Below are 16,796 nucleotides of genomic sequence, written 5' to 3'. Positions count from 1 at the left end.
CGGCGCATGGTTAACATGTGGTAAGCGTTGTTAAGAAGATGGCTCTGTCACGCTATGCAGGTTGAGCAACTCGCCAAGCACGCCTCGGCTCTCCGCCGCGCCTTCCAGCAACGCCCGATTGCGCGCCAACATGCCATGGGTCACACGGTCTGTGGCTGCGTCGGCTTCACTGCCTTCTTCTGGTGGCAGGAGGTAAGTGGAAGCCCGTCGTAGCACCTCGTTTTCAGAGGCTGTTAAAGAGGCCAAGTCGCCATCCAGCCAAGCTTCGGTTTCCGCGGCACCACGTTCCCCAAGTTCGGCGAGCAAACGTGCCGCACCGGCATGATCCCCGGCCATGGCTTTGGCTCGCGCCCGTAGGCGATCCGCAATCGGCGTTTCCATGCCCATAAGCTCGGCCTCGGCCCGCTTAGGCAGGGCCTCCGCTAGGGCCAATCGCGCATTCAAAAGACGTTTTTCATCGCTTGGGATCACCGTTTGCGCGGCTTGCATCAGGCGTTTGGTTTCGCCAAGGAAGCCCATCTCAAACGTCTTATGGGCCAGTTGCAGCGCGGCCTTGGTCGAAATGCGTCCAGGCGCAGCAAGACGTTCCTGAATGGACCAGGAAATCACCTCAAAATCATCCGCATTTTCCAGAACGGCCATCACCAGTTGACTGCGCACACCCTCGGCGGCTTCTGGCCCGTCGCGGGTTTCGATGTCATTGATGATCTTGAATGCTTCGCCAAATTCATGCTCCAGAATACGCGCAAGCGCATGCGCCCGGCGCAGATCAGGTCCCATTGCCCCGCTTTTGTGTTCCACAGCCAAGGCGCCAACCAGAGACACGGTCTCCGTGGAAGGGGCCTCACCCTGCGCCATATGGGTCTCAATCAGGTCAATCACCGCTTTGGTAGAGATGTCGGTATTTTGCGTTGCTATTTCCGTCAGCGCCTCAGTGGCTTCTTCGGTGTTGCCCAGTTCCGCATTCAGGGTGGCCTCGGCAAAATCGAAATTTACGTCAGGCTTAGGAGACGTGCGTTCAATGCCATTTAGCACCAACATTGCCGCCTCGGTTTGACCTTGTGCCACCAACCGATTGCTCAGCTGTGGACCAAGGTGTTCCCGCAAGTGGCGTGGCATCTTTTGAAGTGCATCCAGTGCCCCGTGAATTGCGCTTTCCCCGACCAGGGTCTCCCCAGAAAGAGCGGCCCACATGGCAGAGTTGCCAGCGCAATGCCCTTGGCTGGCAAAGGACGGGTTGTGCTCCGGCGGCTCGTGTCCATCCATGATATACGCCATCGCGATCAGAATGTTGTTCTCGCCACTTTCCGGGAGCAGGTCCAGGATCTGCAGCGCTTCGGCGCCAAAGCTGTAATGCACGTAGAGCTGCGCTAGTTCACGTAGGGCATCCTTGTTGGTGCGGTCAAATTCGCCCACCACTTCCTGACGCAGACGGCCCAGCTCCTGCACAAACGTGCCTGCGCCACTCCAGTCCGCAATGTTCACAGCCGAATCCGGCAAGCACATGCCTGTGGCCACCTGACCACTCAGCAGGGCGGCAATGTCTCTGCCCACTTCGTCCAGCACGTTGTACGCAACGATGTTCAGGTCTTTTCCAACGGCCGCTTGTGGCGGCACATGGTCCGAGCTGTTGAGCTGTGGCATATGCGATTCAGCGGTTTTCACAGGCTTGCCCACCAACCCGCTGGTGTCTTCCACCTCGGGAGTTTGCGCCTGCAACAGGTTTTGATTGGCCGCACGGTCCACTTGTTTGATCAGATCACCGCGCAAGACCTGCACCTGGGCGCTACGATCCACAAAATTCTCAAGCGCAAGCAAGTCGGAATAGTCGGCTGCGGGCTTTGCTTCTGCCACTTGAACCGGCGTTGGAACCGGGCTTGCCGCTTCAAAAGAGGAGAACCGGAACTGACGCTGCGGCTTTTTCTCAACCGGCACCGCCTCGCCAAACGACAAGGGCACCTGTGGCAGGTCGTCGTTCTGCGCCGGTGGCAGATCGTTACGAATGTCAAAAATCACGTAGCGTTCGTCGTAAGGGATCGAGACCACACGGCAGGCACAGGCCAGTTCCAGCTCCAATTCGCCAGCGGCGTCATTGGCAACGATATTCGCCAAGCGGTCGCGCGGGATTTTGTCAAAGATGGTGCTGGTGCGCAGATTGACGTCATCACCCTCAATTTTGATGGTGTAATACCGCCCGTCGCGCGACACGGTCCAGTCGGTTTCCGCCGATGGCAGCGTCGCCACCAAGCGGGTGAAATCTTCGTGCTCGCCAGACCGGAACAGCACGTCTTGTGCGGCCCCCGCAGAGGCCGCCAATACCATCGGAACAGCAAGCAGAAGCTGTTTCATGCCGCTTCCTTCTTCACTTCGGCCAGCGCCTCTTCCAGCTCCGCAAACTGCGGACGGTTGTGGCCCGGCGTGTTCTGACGCCCAACTTCGATGCAGATGTTTGGCGAGTGGTTGTGCAGATTCGCAATCAGCACCTCGCGGATCAACTGATAGAAATGCGCCTCATCTTCGACCACACCTTTGATTTTGGCGGCAAACGGACCCACCAGACCATAGGCCAGGAAAACCCCAAGGAAGGTGCCCACAAGCGCACCACCGATCATGCCGCCCAGAACCTCTGGGGGTTGGTCGATCGAGCCCATGGTTTTGATAACACCCAAAACCGCTGCAACAATTCCCAGCGCTGGAAGCGCATCCGCGAGCGACTGCAACGCGTGGTTGGGGTGCATTGCGTGGTGGAAATTGGCTTCGATTCGCTTTTCCAAAACCTCTTCCACCTGATGTGGGTCATCATAGTTCATCGACGCAGAGCGCATGGTGTCTGCAATCAGATTGATCGCCTCTTTGTCCGCAGTGATGCGCGGGTACTTCTGGAAAATGTCAGAATCGTCCGGATTCTCGATGTGCTCCTCGATGGCCACAGGGTTTTTCCTGGCCAGTCGTATGAGCTCAAACAGCAAACACAGCAGATCCTTGTAGTCATCCGGCTTCCATTTGGGGCCTTTGAAGACTTTGCCAAGATCTTTCAGCGTGTGCTTCACCACAGAACCGTCATTGGACACCAAAAACGCGCCCACACCGGAGCCGCCAATGATGATCATCTCAAACGGCAGGGCCTTCATAATGGGCCCAAGACTACCACCGGCAAGAACGTATCCGCCCAACACCATGATAAAAACAACAGCGATGCCAATAATGCCTAGCACGGGATCAAACTCCTAGTAGCGTTTCAGTCCGACCATAGGCCGGTGGCGGTTAACAAGTTCTCATTCAGTGGGAGTATTTGCGTTCCGACCGGCCAAAATAACGCTGATTGTATAGGCAGCGTCTGGCGCCATGCCCGCCATGACACCCGCCGCAGATTCCGGCTTCATGCGTCCAATGAAACCAGCGGCAAATTTCGGGTCCATCTCTTCAAACAGGGCGGCAACATCTTTGGGCTTCATGGTCTCATACACTTGAGTGAGGCGCCCCAGATCGTCTTCGGCGGCGGTCTCAGACAACGCAATCAAACTGCGCAGGCGTCCTTCGGCATCCTCCAAGGCGGCCAGCTTGCGTGCCACCTCACCGTCTGCAAGGTTCAGAGCCTGCAGACGATTCTTGATCTCTGCTTCGCGTTGCTCGATGCGTTGTTCACGTTCCTTGAATACAGCCATCAGCTCGCGCAGGTCTTCTGGCGGCTCACAGGTTTCCGGTTTGGTCATACTGGCCAGGGGCGACTCAAAAAGCGGCTCTTCACGCGCCAGGGCTTCGGTGGCGCTGATGCTCACCCGCACGGTGGCTGAGGCAATCAAAAACGTCGCAATCAGAAACAGGCTTCCTTTGGACTGTTTCCGGCGGGCCTTTTTCTTAGCCTTTGGCTTCGCAGCCGAGGCATCCGGCTTGGTCAGCGTCTCAGCCGCCGCTTTGGCGCGGGTTTTCTTGGCATCTTTTTTCATCCCATACGCTCCAGTTAGGCGACGTGGCGTTTAAACATCGGGCCAGCTTCTGGCTCTTTGGTGTCCGCCGCAGGCTGTGGGGCCGCCGGTGCGGCCTCCGCCTGCATTGCGGCCAGGGCCATGGCGGCTTTTTTCTTGGCTTTCTTTTTCGCCTTTTTCTTCGCGCGACGGATCAGCTTGGCTTCCTCGGCTGCAATGGCGTCTGCCTGCATCTGGGCCCAGTTTTCATCTTCGGCGGTTTCGGTCACCGCCTCTGCTTCGGCAACATCCGTTTCGGCTGTCGCCTCTTCAGTCGCTGGCTCGGATTCGGTCTTGGCGTCTTCCGGCTCCGGTGCGGCTTTGGCAAGTTTGGCGTCTTCGATGTCGTGCATGGCCGCCATCATCAGCTCAAGACGTTTAGAAACCCCTTCTGCGCGTTGGGTCAGGGCCTCCAATCTTTCTGTGGATTTTCCAGCTGTGCCTTGCGCGGCTTTCAACGTGCGCGTCATGTCGTCCACTTGGGCTGACAACACGGCCACGGCGCCACCAACGCCGGATTCCAAATCATTAAATTTCGACAGGCGCCGCGCCAGAACAAAACAATAAATGCCTGCCCCAAGGGCACCGGCTACCAACAAGATATCTGCGATCAAGTTCATCTCGACACTCCTCAGTTCAACACGAATTCCATGACCAAAAGGTCGGAAACACGTTCAGGTCCGGTTACAATTTGTACGCGCCGCAGCATTTGCGACCGCAGGGTCACCAGCGCATCCGGCGATTCGATGTCTGATGTGTTGAGCGCGCGCAAATAGCCGTTCAACACATCCACAACCCGCGGCAACACCCGCTCGACTTCTTCCTGATGATCGCTGGGCACTTCCAACTGTGCACGGAACCGCAGATAGTCGGCGCCGCCACTGGACGTGAGAGAAACAATAAGAGGGTCCATGCCGACGTAAACAACGTCGGGTAGAGCTTCGATCTCTTCCGCAGGGGCCGATTCTTCGGCCACCTCAGCAGAATCATCTCCCAAAATCATGCCCGAATAGACGGCGTAGAATCCGCCGCCGCCGCCAGCCAAAGCCAGCACAAGCCCAATGATTAAAGGGAGTTTTGACGCTTTTTTCGGTGCGTCTTCTGTCTCGACAGTTTCGTCAGTCATCACAGGTTCCAAATTCTTTGTCCCTGCAACTTCTCCCACACAGAAACTAACCGATTATTAAGTCTGTTGAGAGAAACAGTTCGTGACGGTCGTGCAGAAAGTGCGATCCCACGGAGAACAGACGTGCAGAATTTTTTGAATATGTGGACAGCAATGGACAATCGGCGAAAGGTGATCGTCGTATTGGCCACGATTGCGGTTTTTGCGACCGTATTGTCATTGGGTCGGGTCGCCACGAAACCAGGAATGGCCCTTCTATATAGTGGTTTGGAAAGCGGTGCCGCCGGCGAAGTCGTAACGGCGCTTGAACAACGTGGTGCAATTTACGAAGTACGTGGCGGCTCGATTTATGTCGCCAACGGCATGCGTGACGAGCTGCGCATGACGCTCGCAAGCGAAGGATTGCCCGCCAATACGACTCAGGGCTACGAGCTTCTTGATTCGCTGTCTGGCTTCGGCACAACCTCGCAAATGTTTGACGCGGCCTACTGGCGCGCCAAAGAAGGAGAGCTGGCCCGCACTATTGTTGTGAGCCCACTGGTCAGCCAGGCGCGGGTGCACATTGCCAACGCGTCTTCCAATCCTTTCCAACGGCACATCAAACCGTCCGCCTCCGTGACGATCACCACGCCCGCTGGGGATTTGCCAACCAAACACGCCCAAGCGTTGCGGTTCCTTGTGGCGTCTGCTGTATCGGGTCTGTCTCCAGAGGATGTCGCCATTATTGATGGCAGCGGTGGCCTGGTTGGTGTGGCAGATGAAACCACCACCAAAGTTGGGGACAACAAGGAAGAAGAAACCCGTTTGGCGGTTCAGCGTATGCTGGAAGCGCGGGTTGGCCCCGGAAATGCGGTGGTTGAGGTCAGCATTGAGACCGTGACCGAAACCGAATCCATCACTGAACGGATTTTTGATCCTGCCAGCCGAGTGGCGATCAGCACAGATACCGAAGAGCGCAGCACTGATTCTCAAAACGCCTCTGGTCAGGTGACTGTGGCCTCCAATCTGCCAGATGGCGACGCGGCTGGCAGCTCCGGCTCCACCAATCAGAATCGGGAAATTCGTGAACGCATCAATTACGAAGTGTCCGAGACCCAACGTGAGGTTCTGCGCCAGCCGGGTGCAGTGAAGCGTATGACCGTTGCGGTTCTGGTCAACGGCACCCAAACGGAAAACGACCTTGGGGAGCCGGTGGTTGAGCCGCGTCCGGACGAAGAGCTTGAGGCCCTGCGCGAACTGGTAGCCTCTGCTGTAGGCTTTAACGAAAATCGCGGTGACGTCATCACCCTGAAATCCATGAACTTCCAGCCGGTTCTACCAATGGGCACCACAGCCGAATCGTCCATGTTCAAAGGTATGGAACTTGATCTGATGTCGATCATTCAAACCGCAGTATTGGCCATTGTGGCTCTGGTTCTGGGTTTGTTTGTGGTGCGTCCCCTATTGGCCGGTGGTGGCAGCCGCGAACTCAACGAGATTGGCGATTCCCCGATGCTGCCTGACTTGGGCGGCGACGACGGTGAGTTTCCTGCCATGGCTCCAATGATGGGCGACATGGGCGGCGCTGACATGGGCTTGCCAATGATGGGTGACATGGGTGGCGATGTCGCCGGCCTGCCAGATCTGGGCGGTGGCCTGCCCGCATTAGGCGGTGACGGCATGTCGCAAACCGATGCCGCAGACCGTCTGCGCGGCCTGATTAGCGACCGCAAAGAAGAAACTGTGGAGATCCTCCGCAACTGGCTCGATGATCGTGAGGAAGCCTGATGTCAATTTCACATCTGTTTGAAGACTTTGGCGGTATCTCCGCCCCGGAGCCGGAACCTGTCGCGGTACAGGAGGAAGGCAACGAAGATGACATGCTCGAATCCTTTGAGCAGGGCTACAAAGCCGGCTGGGATGATGCAATCAGCGCCAAATCCGAGGAGCACGCCAGTGTTTCCGCCGCGCTGGCCGGTCGTCTGAATGATCTGTCTTTCACCTACCATGAGGCGCGAGAAGCGATTCTCGCGGACCTCGCTCCCACGGTGGAGAAAGCCATCATGACTGTCTTGCCAGAACTGGCCCGGCAAGCGGTTGGCGCTTTGGCTGTGGAACAGCTGCACAAAATTGTGCGCGAAAACAGCGAAACACCTGTGGTGCTATCGACGGCACCAGATTGCTACCAACCGGTCATTGATGTGATGCCCGAAGACAAGCAACTGCCTGTTGAGGTGGTGCGCGACGAAAGCCTGGCAGAAGGCCAGGTGCGTTTTGAGTTTGCCCAACGCGAACGCCTGATTGATCTCAGCGAGGTTCTGGAAGCCGTCGCTGGCGCCATGACCGCGTTCACACATGAAACACGCAAGGAGGCCCAGAATGGCTGATCCAACTCTCAAATCCGATTCCGGTAACCCGTTCACCTCCGTTCCGGTGGAGATCACCATCTCCGTTGGTAAGGCGCGTCCGCTGATTGGCGACCTGCTGAACATGAACGAAAACTCTGTGCTTCCGCTCGACAAGCGTGTGGATGATCCGGTTGAGCTTTATGTGGGCGACAAACTCATCGCCCGTGGCGAGCTTGAAGAAATGGACGGCGGACAAGAAGGTCAACTGGCCGTGCGCCTGACCGAAGTGGCAGAGTTCGAAAGCGGGTTGTGATGATCCGCGCGGCTTTTCTTGCCGTCACCTTTTCCACCGTCTTTCTCTTTATGGCAGATCCGGCCGCGGCGCAGGATCTGTCCATTCCGATCACCGAAGACGGCTCGCTGACGGCACGCAGCATTCAAATTTTCCTCCTGATCACGGTCCTAAGTCTCGCGCCGGGGATCGCGATCATGGTCACCTGTTTCCCCTTCATCGTGACGGTGCTTTCGATCCTGCGTCAGGCCATTGGTCTGCAGCAATCGCCGCCCAATATGATGATGGTCTCATTGGCGATGTTCCTGACCTACTACGTCATGGAACCGGTTTTTACCCAGGCCTGGACCACCGGCGTCGAGCCCCTGATGGCGGAATTGATCGACATCGAAACTGCCTTTGAGTTGACCACGGAACCCTTCCGCCAATTCATGGCCGCCCGTCTGGACCCGGACACTTACATCCATCTGGCGTCTTTGCGCCCGGACACGGTCGACACAGCTCCAGGCCCGGACTCGCCGCTGTCGGTTCTGGTGCCCAGCTTCATGTTGTCGGAAATCGCCCGCGCATTTCAGATCGGCTTTCTGATCTTTCTGCCATTCCTGATCATCGACCTCGTGGTCGCCGCTGTGCTGATGTCCATGGGGATGATGATGGTTCCTCCTGCGATTGTGTCTTTGCCGTTTAAACTGTCGTTCTTTGTGATCGCAGACGGCTGGAGCCTGATTGCCGGTAGTCTGGTGCGCAGTTACTTCTAGCACTTCACGCGCCGCTTCCCTTTTGAGGCGGCGCGTGGCACACATCGGATGACTCAATCCGTTAGCGCCATCAGGCGCGGAGTAGCCCCATGAATCTGAAAGCGACCCTGCTGGCCCTGCTGGCCTTTGCCATCTATTCGACCCACGATGTTGTGGTGAAACACCTCGGCGCGACTTTCTCGCCGTTTCAGATCGTGTTTTTCTCCTCACTGTTTAGCTTTCCGCTTATCACTTTGATGCTGGTGCGTGATCCGACGCACGGCAACCTACGCCCCGTGCACCCGTGGTGGGTGGCCCTGCGCTCACTCTGTGTTGTCATCTGCCCCACCGCTGCCTTCTATGCCTTCTCGGTTTTGCCTTTGGCGCAGGTTTATGCGCTGCTGTTCTCCACGCCGCTGCTGGTCACAGTTTTGGCCATTCCCGTCCTGGGCGAAAAAGTGGGCATCTGGCGGATGATGGCGGTTCTGGTGGGGCTTTTGGGGGTGATGATTGTTGTCCGCCCCGGCGCCACCGATTTGAATCTCGGCCACCTTGCCGCTTTGGTGGCGGCAGGCACCGCTGCGTTGCAATCGGTGATCGTGCGCAAAATTGGCCAGGATGAGCGCCGCGTTGTGCTGATGCTCTATCCGCTGCTGATCAGCGTGGCGGCCATGTCTGTGGCCATGGTGTTTGTCTATCACCCGGTTTCCGCGCCCGATTTGGCAGGTTTTGCCATTGTTGCGGTTTTTGGCTTTGTCGCCACCTTGCTCATGGTCTCCGCGTATACCCTCGGCGAGGCGGCTTTGGTTGCCCCCATGCAATATTCGCAAATCATTTGGGCGGTGTTCTTTGGCGTGCTGCTGTTTGACGAAACACCAGATGCACCGACCCTGATAGGCGCGGCGGTGATTGTCGCCAGCGGCCTCTTTATCATCGCCCGCGAAGCCACCGGCGGCACGTCTGAGCAAACCCCGGTCCTGCGCACGCGCTCTCGTGGTCTGTCGCCCGGTAACTTCCGAGTCAGCCAGGCTTTGCGCCGGTCTAATGAGAACAGCACTGTCTGAGGCACGCCGCTTAGTACTGGCGGAGTGCTCTAAAGGAGTGTGACGGCCCACAGGCCGCGCGCGCTCAAGCGTGCTGTTTTGCGGGATCCCAAAAACAACAAAACCCCGCCAATGGCGGGGTTTTGTTTGAAAGTGGTGAGCCGTGAAGGGTTCGAACCTTCGACCTACTGATTAAAAGTCAGTTGCTCTACCAACTGAGCTAACGGCCCACTCTCTGTGTTGGTGCGCGGTTACTAAGCCGACTGACCGAGGGGGTCAAGCCGATTCTCAAGAAAAATTTCGCCATACTGGAAAAGGATGTTCAACGGGCGTATATGCGCCCAATGGATACACGTGTTGAAACCCCTTTGGCGTTCATGAAAATGCATGGGCTGGGCAATGATTTTGTCGTTGTCGATGCCCGCACGCGCGCCTTTGCGCTGAGTAAAAATCAAATAACCGCCATTGCACACCGCCAAAAAGGTGTGGGATTTGATCAGCTTGCGGTGATTTCTCACGGCACAGCCGGTAGCAATGCCGACGCCCATCTGACGTTTTACAACGCAGACGGCTCCACCTCGGCCGCTTGTGGCAACGCCACCCGTTGTATTGCACGGTATCTGATGGATGAGTCGGCGGCTGAGTCGTTAACCCTGACCACAGATCGCGGCACTTTGTTGGCCCGCGAGGCTGGCAAGGGTCTGGTGTCCGTGAACATGGGCCATCCGCAGCTTTTGTGGCGCGAAGTACCCCTTGCCCGCGAAATAGACACTTTGGAACTGCCCATCGATGGCGCGCCAACCGCCACCGGCATGGGCAACCCCCATTGCACCTTCTTTGTGGAGGATGTGGACAGCGTGGATCTCGAAGCCTTCGGGGCCGCGCATGAACACCATCCGCTGTATCCGGAGCGTACCAACGTGCAGGTCGCGCAGATTATTGGCGAAAACCACATCCGCATGCGGGTTTGGGAACGCGGTGTGGGCACAACTCTGGCGTCTGGTTCGTCCAGCTGTGCCACTGCTGTGGCCGCCGCGCGTCGTGGTTTGACGGGTCGAAAGGTCCAGATTGATCTGGATGGCGGCACGCTTTGGATCAATTGGGCCGAAGACGGCGTCTGGATGACCGGCGAGACCGAGCATGTCATGTCCGGCCAATTCACCTCAGCCTTTCTGGAGCGGCACAAATGACTGCCTCCCCGCCAAAATTCACCACACTGGGCTGTCGCCTGAATTCATATGAATCAGAGGCGATGAAAGACATGGCGCAATCCGCCGGTCTTGAGAATGCCGTGATCGTAAACACCTGTGCGGTGACCGCGGAGGCAGTACGCAAAAGCCGTCAGGAAATCCGCCGCCTGCGCCGCGACAATCCGGATGCGCAAATCATTGTCACCGGCTGTGCCGCGCAGGTGGAGCCAGAGACGTTCGCCGCCATGGGCGAAGTCGACAAGGTCATTGGCAACACCGAAAAAATGAACCCCGCCACCTGGCAGGGCATGGCCGCCGACTTCATTGGTGAGACTGAAAAGGTGCAGGTCGACGACATCATGTCGGTGACGGAAACCGCCGGTCACTTGATCGACGGCTTTGGCACCCGCTCACGCGCCTATGTGCAGGTGCAAAACGGCTGTGATCACCGCTGCACCTTCTGCATCATCCCCTATGGCCGGGGCAATTCCCGCTCGGTGCCGGCCGGTGTGGTGGTGGATCAGATCAAGCGGCTGGTGGACAAAGGCTTCAACGAAGTTGTGCTGACCGGCGTGGACCTGACCAGCTGGGGCGCGGATCAGCCGATGCAACCGAAGCTGGGCGATCTGGTCATGCGCATCCTGAAGTTGGTGCCGGACTTGCCGCGTCTGCGGATCAGCTCGATTGACAGCATTGAGGTGGATGAAAACCTGATGCTGGCCATCGCGTCGGAGCCGCGCCTGATGCCACATTTGCATCTGAGCCTGCAGCACGGTGATGATCTGATCCTCAAACGTATGGCCCGCCGCCACCTGCGCGATGATGCCATCCGATTCTGCGAAGAAGCTAAGAAACTGCGCCCAGAAATGACCTTTGGCGCGGACATCATTGCCGGTTTCCCAACCGAGACCGACGCACATTTTGAAAACTCTCTGAAGCTGGTGCAGGAGTGTGATCTCACATGGCTGCATGTCTTCCCTTATTCCAAGCGCGAAGGCACGCCTGCGGCCAAAATCCCCAGTCAGGTGAACGGCAACGTCATCAAAACCCGCGCGGCACAGCTGCGCGAAGCCGGGGCAGCGCAGGTGGAGAAACATCTGGCGGCGCAGCTTGGCAAAACCCATCACATCCTGATGGAAAACCCCAACATGGGCCGCACGGAACAGTTCACCGAAGTCACATTTGATGCACCGCAAGAGGAGGGGGCGATTGTGACCGCATCCATCCTTGATGTGCGTGGACAACAGTTGGTGGCCTAAGTGCTTGGGGGCCAGCCCCCAAACCCCCGGGATATTTCTGGAAAGAGAAAACAAGATGACTGAGTTGCCCGTTCTCTATTCCTTCCGTCGCTGCCCCTACGCGATGCGGGCCCGTTTGGCGGTGGCCGTCTCTGGCGTGGCGGTGGAGCTGCGCGAGGTTCTGTTGCGCGACAAGGCGCCTGCATTTTTGGAGACCTCGCCAAGCGGCACGGTGCCTTGTTTGAAAGTCGAGGACCATGTGATTGACGAAAGTCTCGACGTGATGACTTGGGCGCTGCAGAAAAGTGATCCGGAAGGCTGGCTGAATATGCCGGAACTGGGCCATGAGCTGATTGCCGAGGCGGATGGGCCTTTTAAGGCCGCGCTGGACCACACCAAATATCACACCCGCTATCCGGAGCTGGACCCGGAAGAGTCACGGGCCACCGCCATGGCATTTCTGTCCAAATTGGATCAACAGATCGGAGACAAACTCTGGCTTTTTGGCGACGCGCCCAGCCTGGCCGACATGGCGATCCTGCCATTCGTGCGCCAATTCGCCTTTATCAACAAACCCCGCTTTGATGCGGACGCGGGCTCCAACCTGTCCCGCTGGCTGGAGGCCTTTATTGCATCTGACCGTTTCGCCGCGATCATGCCCAAACTGCCCATGTGGCGTGAAGGTGATGCGTCGTTGCGGTTTGAACGTGCAATAGCGGTTGCCAATCCGTAGTCCCGCCTGCACGATCGCGCCAAAGTAGTGACGAGGCGCATACCATGCATCCCAATCCGGCGTTCCGCAGCACCGCAGAGGAAAAGAACCTGGCTTTCGCCAAGGAGCGAGGCTTTGGCATGCTCGCAATCTCCGCAACCGATGCCGCACCGATGGTAAGCCATGTCCCGTTTCTGTTGGCCGAAGATGGCAAAACTGCAGACCTGCACCTTGTGCGCTCCAATCCCATGGCCCGTTCCGTGAAAAACGCCACCCCGGCGCGATTGGTGGTGAGCGGACCGGACAGCTACGTCTCCCCGGATTGGTACAACGCAGACGATCAGGTCCCGACGTGGAACTACGTCGCCGTACACCTCATCGGGCAGCTGTCCCCCCTGCCACAGGACGACTTGCCTGATCTCCTGGACCGTCTGTCAGCCCATTTTGAAGCCAACCTGCTGCCCAAACCGCCCTGGACCCGCGCCAAGATGAGCGGCGACAGTTTTGAGCGCATGCTGCGTATGATTGTGCCCTATCGTCTCACAATCGAGGACGTGCAGGGCACCTGGAAGCTGGGGCAGAACAAACCCAAAGATGTGCGCCATGCGGCGGCTAATCAAATGGCCGCCTACGGTTTTGGCAGCGAGGCCCGCGAGCTCGCGGCCTTGATGCAATCCCCTTTTGCCGATCCTGATACGGAGTAATTGAGATGTCCAAATTGCAGCTGATCCATTCCCCCGCCTCGCCCTTCGTGCGCAAGGTGCGCGTGACTTTGGCGGAGACCGGCCAGACTGACGATGTGGAGCTAACCCGCGTGCACACCACCGCGCTGAGCACCGCTGACGAAGCCGCCGTAGCGAATCCGTTGGGTAAAATCCCCGCACTGGTGCGCCCAGGTGGTCCGGCAATTTACGACAGCCGCGTGATCTGCCGCTATCTGGTGGCCCGTGCCGGGGCGGATCTCTACCCTGAAGACCGCCTTTGGGATGTGCTGACCTTAGAGGCCACCGCAGACGGCATTCTCGAAGCCGCTGTCTTGATGGTCTACGAAAAACGCCTGCGCCCGGAAGAAATTGTGTTTGACGACTGGCTCACCGCGCAATGGGGCAAAGTCGAAGGCGCACTGGACGCCCTCAATGAACGTTGGATGAGCCACCTGTTTGGACCGCTCGACATGGGGCAAATCGCGGTCGGCTGCGCGCTGGGTTATCTGGATTTCCGCCATGACGCCCGCAACTGGCGCCAGGGACGGGATGGTTTGGCAGGCTGGTACGCAGAGTTTTCTAAACGCGACAGCATGCTCGCCACTGTGCCAAGCGATTGAACAAAAAAGGCCGCGCTTCCGATCTGGAGCGCGGCCCTATTGCGTTTAAAATAGTCTCTATTCCGCCGCAATCGGCGTTTCTGCCTTCTCCACTTTCACGGCTGAGAACTTGAATTCCGGAATTTTCCCGTAAGGATCAAGCGCTGCATTGGTTAGGATATTGGCCGCCGCTTCGACATAGGCAAACGGCAGGAACACGTTGTCCGGCGCCACCGCACGGTCCGCCCGTGCCATCACCGTGACAGTCCCGCGCCGCGTGGTCAGTGCTACATATTCTCCGGCCTCAACTCCCAGTTTGCGCAGGGTCGACGGGTGCAGCGAACAGTTTGCTTCCGGCTCCAGCGCATCCAGCGTGCTGGCGCGGCGTGTCATCGAGCCGGTGTGCCAATGCTCCAGCTGCCGCCCTGTGATCAACACCATCGGATAGTCTTCGTTTTGCTTGTCATCCGGCGGGATCACCGACGCAGGCGTAAACCGCGCACGCTTGTTCTCGCGGGGGAAGCCGTCACCAAACACGATGGGCTGTCCAGGGTCTTCCGGCGACAGCGACGGATAGGTCACCGCCTCGCCTTCCAGACGCTCCCACGTGATGTTGTTGAGCGAGCCCATGTTGAGCTTCATCTCGACAAACACCTCTTTGGGGTGGCTGTAGTCCCAATTCAGTCCCAAACGTTTGGCCAATTCGACCTCGATCCACCAGTCTTCTTTGGCCTCACCCGGCGGTGGGGTCACAGGACGGCCCATCTGCACCTGCCGGTTGGTGTTGGTCACCGTGCCGGATTTTTCGTACCAAGCAGAACTCGGCAGGATCACATCAGCATAGTTGGCAGTTTCTGTAAGGAAAATATCCTGCACCACCAGATGATCCAGCATCGCCAGCGCAGCGCGGGCGTGGTCCACATCCGGGTCCGACATCGCCGGATTTTCACCCAGAATATACATGCCTTTGATATCGCCATCATGGATCGCATGCATGATCTCAACCACCGTGAGGCCTTTTTGTGCGGAGAAATCCTCGCTGTCCCACACCTTGGTGAAGGCAGAGCGCACACCGTCATCCATGACCGACTGATAGTCAGGCAGGAACATCGGGATCAGACCCGCATCAGACGCGCCTTGCACGTTGTTCTGACCGCGCAGTGGGTGCAGACCCGCGCCGGATTTACCAACATTGCCAGTCATCAGTGCCAGGGAAATCAAGCAGCGCGCGTTGTCGGTGCCGTGGATGTGCTGGCTCACACCCATGCCCCAGAAAATCATGCCCGCTTTGCCCTTGGCAAAGGTCCGCGCCGCGTCGCGCAGCAGTTCTGGGTCGATGCCGCAAATCGGCTCCATCGCCTCTGGGCTGAAGTCTTTCAGATGCGCTTTCATCTCCTCCCAGTTCTCAGTGAACTCAGAGATATAAGCTTCGTCATAAAGCTCTTCTTCGACGATCACATGCATGATCGCATTGAGCATGGAGACATCCGCGCCCGGCTTGAACTGCAGCTTGTGGGACGCGTGTTTGCCAAGGCCCACACCCCGTGGGTCACAGACAATCAGCTTCCCGCCACGTTTGGCGAACTGTTTGAAATAGGTCGCCGCCACCGGGTGGTTTTCAATCGGGTTACAGCCAATCGCTATGGCCACATCGGCGTTTTCGATCTCGTTAAAGGTTGCCGTCACCGCACCGGAGCCGACGTTTTCCAACAGGGCCGACACAGACGACGCGTGGCACAGCCGGGTGCAGTGGTCCACGTTGTTGTGGCCAAAGCCCTGACGGATCAGTTTTTGAAACAGATAGGCTTCCTCGTTGGAACACTTCGCAGAGCCGAATCCGGCAACGTTCGTGCCTTTTTCTACCCGCAGCTTGGCCAATCCACCGGCCGCGGCATCCAGCGCCTCGTCCCAGGTCGCTTCGCGGAAGTGCGTCAGCAGATTGCCCGGATCGACGTTCAGGCCTTTCGCGGGCGCATCGTCACGCCGGATCAGCGGTTTGGTCAAACGGTGTGGGTGCTCGATGTAGTCAAAGCCAAAGCGGCCTTTCACGCAGAGCCGGTTTTCATTGGCCGGCCCGCCAATGCCTTCGACGTATTTGATCTTATCGTCTTTGACCTTGAAGCTGATCTGACAGCCGACACCACAGTAAGGGCATACGCTTTTGACTTCGCGGTCATAATCCGCACTGTCGCCCGCGCCGGTTTCGTCCAACACGGCGGCTGGCATCAACGCGCCGGTCGGGCAGGCCTGCACACATTCGCCGCACGCCACACAGGATGAGGCGCCCATGGCATCGTTCTGATCAAACACAATCTTGGCTTCGGCCCCGCGCCCGCTCATGCCGATCACATCGTTGACCTGCACATCGCGGCAGGCCCGCACACAGAGGTTACAGTGGATGCAGGCGTCCAGGTTGACGCTCATCGCCACGTGGCTGGCATCCAACAGCGGCACAGATTCTGGCGCTTTGGTCGGGAATCGAGACTGTTCCACCCCAACTTGCGCCGCCATCTCGGCAAAATGACTGCTGGCGTCATGCTTCACGTCGGGCTGATCCGCGGCCAAAAGCTCGATAACCATCTCCCGCGCTTTTACCGCCCGCTCGGACTGGGTGTGCACCACCATGCCTTCAGTAGCCGGGCGAATGCACGAAGCTGCCAAGGTGCGCTCGCCTTCCACCTCAACCACACAGGCGCGGCAATTGCCGTCCGGGCGATAGCTTTTGGCTGGTTTGTGGCACAGATGCGGGATCACAAACCCTTGGCCGTTGGCAGCATCCCAGATGCTGGTGCCTTCGGGTACAGTCACGTCCTTTCCATCAAGGGAAAAGGTCACGGTGTTGGATTGGCTGGCGTCAAGCATG

The 16,796-nt window shown here is 58.0% G+C and carries 16 protein-coding genes and 1 tRNA gene; 10 read left to right on the top strand and 7 right to left on the bottom strand.

Annotated elements, in window-relative coordinates:
* Positions 1 to 30: 30 nt before the first annotated feature.
* Genes Q0955_RS06210 through Q0955_RS06190 form a run of 5 tightly spaced genes read right to left on the bottom strand, consistent with a single transcriptional unit; the run spans position 31 to position 5,091 of the window.
* Positions 31 to 2,349: a hypothetical protein gene (locus Q0955_RS06210; RefSeq protein WP_299421383.1), complete on the bottom strand. Its 2,319-nt coding sequence runs from the start codon at positions 2,347 to 2,349 to the stop codon at positions 31 to 33.
* On the bottom strand, positions 2,346 to 3,215 hold the full coding sequence (gene motA / locus Q0955_RS06205; protein WP_299421380.1) for a flagellar motor stator protein MotA: 870 nt from the start codon (positions 3,213 to 3,215) through the stop codon (positions 2,346 to 2,348). The genes Q0955_RS06210 and motA overlap by 4 nt, the downstream gene beginning before the upstream one ends.
* A gap of 60 nt (positions 3,216 to 3,275) precedes the next feature.
* Complete coding sequence (locus Q0955_RS06200) at positions 3,276 to 3,947, bottom strand: hypothetical protein (protein ID WP_299421378.1); 672 nt, start codon at positions 3,945 to 3,947, stop codon at positions 3,276 to 3,278.
* A 14-nt stretch (positions 3,948 to 3,961) separates the two neighbouring features.
* Complete coding sequence (locus Q0955_RS20865) at positions 3,962 to 4,585, bottom strand: hypothetical protein (protein WP_366140654.1); 624 nt, start codon at positions 4,583 to 4,585, stop codon at positions 3,962 to 3,964.
* 11 nt (positions 4,586 to 4,596) lie between these two features.
* On the bottom strand, positions 4,597 to 5,091 hold the full coding sequence (locus tag Q0955_RS06190) for a flagellar basal body-associated FliL family protein (RefSeq protein WP_299421375.1): 495 nt from the start codon (positions 5,089 to 5,091) through the stop codon (positions 4,597 to 4,599).
* A 141-nt stretch (positions 5,092 to 5,232) separates the two neighbouring features.
* Between Q0955_RS06190 and fliF the strand changes: the two genes are divergently transcribed.
* The 5 genes from fliF (at position 5,233) to Q0955_RS06165 (ending at position 9,511) form a co-directional block, all read left to right on the top strand.
* A complete protein-coding gene (gene fliF / locus Q0955_RS06185; protein ID WP_299423194.1) occupies positions 5,233 to 6,858 on the top strand; it encodes a flagellar basal-body MS-ring/collar protein FliF in 1,626 nt (541 codons plus the stop codon).
* Positions 6,858 to 7,457 carry a hypothetical protein gene (locus Q0955_RS06180; RefSeq protein WP_299421372.1) on the top strand — a complete coding sequence of 200 codons (600 nt, stop codon included), beginning with the start codon at positions 6,858 to 6,860 and terminating at the stop codon, positions 7,455 to 7,457. The genes fliF and Q0955_RS06180 overlap by 1 nt, the downstream gene beginning before the upstream one ends.
* Positions 7,450 to 7,731 (top strand): FliM/FliN family flagellar motor C-terminal domain-containing protein, encoded by a 282-nt coding sequence (locus tag Q0955_RS06175; protein WP_299421370.1) that lies wholly within the window; start codon positions 7,450 to 7,452, stop codon positions 7,729 to 7,731. The genes Q0955_RS06180 and Q0955_RS06175 overlap by 8 nt, the downstream gene beginning before the upstream one ends.
* Entirely contained in the window at positions 7,731 to 8,468 is a 738-nt protein-coding gene (gene fliP, locus Q0955_RS06170) for a flagellar type III secretion system pore protein FliP (protein ID WP_299421367.1), read from the top strand. Before Q0955_RS06175 ends, fliP begins: the two co-directional genes overlap by 1 nt.
* Positions 8,469 to 8,557: 89 nt before the next feature.
* A complete protein-coding gene (locus Q0955_RS06165; RefSeq protein ID WP_299421361.1) occupies positions 8,558 to 9,511 on the top strand; it encodes a DMT family transporter in 954 nt (317 codons plus the stop codon).
* A gap of 133 nt (positions 9,512 to 9,644) precedes the next feature.
* Here the strand turns inward: Q0955_RS06165 and Q0955_RS06160 are convergent.
* A tRNA-Lys gene (locus Q0955_RS06160) sits at positions 9,645 to 9,720 on the bottom strand.
* A gap of 105 nt (positions 9,721 to 9,825) precedes the next feature.
* Here Q0955_RS06160 and dapF point away from each other — a divergent pair.
* From dapF to Q0955_RS06135, 5 genes are read left to right on the top strand one after another with little or no spacing between them, the layout of a single operon-like run.
* Entirely contained in the window at positions 9,826 to 10,680 is an 855-nt protein-coding gene (dapF, locus tag Q0955_RS06155) for a diaminopimelate epimerase (RefSeq protein WP_299421356.1), read from the top strand.
* Positions 10,677 to 11,939, top strand: coding sequence for a tRNA (N(6)-L-threonylcarbamoyladenosine(37)-C(2))-methylthiotransferase MtaB (gene mtaB, locus Q0955_RS06150; protein ID WP_299421352.1), 1,263 nt, complete (start codon positions 10,677 to 10,679; stop codon positions 11,937 to 11,939). The genes dapF and mtaB overlap by 4 nt, the downstream gene beginning before the upstream one ends.
* 55 nt (positions 11,940 to 11,994) lie before the next feature.
* Positions 11,995 to 12,651: a glutathione S-transferase gene (locus Q0955_RS06145; RefSeq protein WP_299421349.1), complete on the top strand. Its 657-nt coding sequence runs from the start codon at positions 11,995 to 11,997 to the stop codon at positions 12,649 to 12,651.
* A 44-nt stretch (positions 12,652 to 12,695) separates the two neighbouring features.
* Positions 12,696 to 13,334, top strand: coding sequence for an FMN-binding negative transcriptional regulator (locus tag Q0955_RS06140; RefSeq protein ID WP_299421346.1), 639 nt, complete (start codon positions 12,696 to 12,698; stop codon positions 13,332 to 13,334).
* Between the two features lie 14 nt (positions 13,335 to 13,348).
* Positions 13,349 to 13,954 carry a glutathione S-transferase gene (locus Q0955_RS06135; protein WP_299423192.1) on the top strand — a complete coding sequence of 202 codons (606 nt, stop codon included), beginning with the start codon at positions 13,349 to 13,351 and terminating at the stop codon, positions 13,952 to 13,954.
* 57 nt (positions 13,955 to 14,011) lie between these two features.
* Here the strand turns inward: Q0955_RS06135 and fdhF are convergent, their stop codons facing one another.
* On the bottom strand, positions 14,012 to 16,795 hold the full coding sequence (gene fdhF / locus Q0955_RS06130; RefSeq protein ID WP_299421343.1) for a formate dehydrogenase subunit alpha: 2,784 nt from the start codon (positions 16,793 to 16,795) through the stop codon (positions 14,012 to 14,014).
* Position 16,796 lies beyond the last annotated feature (1 nt).

Source organism: uncultured Shimia sp., from assembly GCF_947493595.1.
Classification (GTDB): domain Bacteria; phylum Pseudomonadota; class Alphaproteobacteria; order Rhodobacterales; family Rhodobacteraceae; genus Shimia.
Note: the sequence above shows the minus strand (reverse complement) of the source record. Positions and strands in the feature narration are given on the sequence as shown.

Excerpts from the sequence above, each read along its gene's own strand:
- fliP (WP_299421367.1), top strand. The coding sequence starts at position 7,731 with ATGATCCGCGCGGCTTTTCTTGCCGTCACCTTTTCCACCGTCTTTCTC.
- fdhF (WP_299421343.1), bottom strand. The coding sequence starts at position 16,795 with ATGCTTGACGCCAGCCAATCCAACACCGTGACCTTTTCCCTTGATGGA.
- Q0955_RS06190 (WP_299421375.1), bottom strand. The coding sequence starts at position 5,091 with ATGACTGACGAAACTGTCGAGACAGAAGACGCACCGAAAAAAGCGTCA.
- Q0955_RS06210 (WP_299421383.1), bottom strand. The coding sequence starts at position 2,349 with ATGAAACAGCTTCTGCTTGCTGTTCCGATGGTATTGGCGGCCTCTGCG.
- Q0955_RS06200 (WP_299421378.1), bottom strand. The coding sequence starts at position 3,947 with ATGAAAAAAGATGCCAAGAAAACCCGCGCCAAAGCGGCGGCTGAGACG.
- dapF (WP_299421356.1), top strand. The coding sequence starts at position 9,826 with ATGCGCCCAATGGATACACGTGTTGAAACCCCTTTGGCGTTCATGAAA.
- Q0955_RS06175 (WP_299421370.1), top strand. The coding sequence starts at position 7,450 with ATGGCTGATCCAACTCTCAAATCCGATTCCGGTAACCCGTTCACCTCC.
- Q0955_RS06165 (WP_299421361.1), top strand. The coding sequence starts at position 8,558 with ATGAATCTGAAAGCGACCCTGCTGGCCCTGCTGGCCTTTGCCATCTAT.
- mtaB (WP_299421352.1), top strand. The coding sequence starts at position 10,677 with ATGACTGCCTCCCCGCCAAAATTCACCACACTGGGCTGTCGCCTGAAT.
- fliF (WP_299423194.1), top strand. The coding sequence starts at position 5,233 with ATGTGGACAGCAATGGACAATCGGCGAAAGGTGATCGTCGTATTGGCC.
- Q0955_RS06140 (WP_299421346.1), top strand. The coding sequence starts at position 12,696 with ATGCATCCCAATCCGGCGTTCCGCAGCACCGCAGAGGAAAAGAACCTG.
- Q0955_RS06180 (WP_299421372.1), top strand. The coding sequence starts at position 6,858 with ATGTCAATTTCACATCTGTTTGAAGACTTTGGCGGTATCTCCGCCCCG.
- Q0955_RS20865 (WP_366140654.1), bottom strand. The coding sequence starts at position 4,585 with ATGAACTTGATCGCAGATATCTTGTTGGTAGCCGGTGCCCTTGGGGCA.
- Q0955_RS06145 (WP_299421349.1), top strand. The coding sequence starts at position 11,995 with ATGACTGAGTTGCCCGTTCTCTATTCCTTCCGTCGCTGCCCCTACGCG.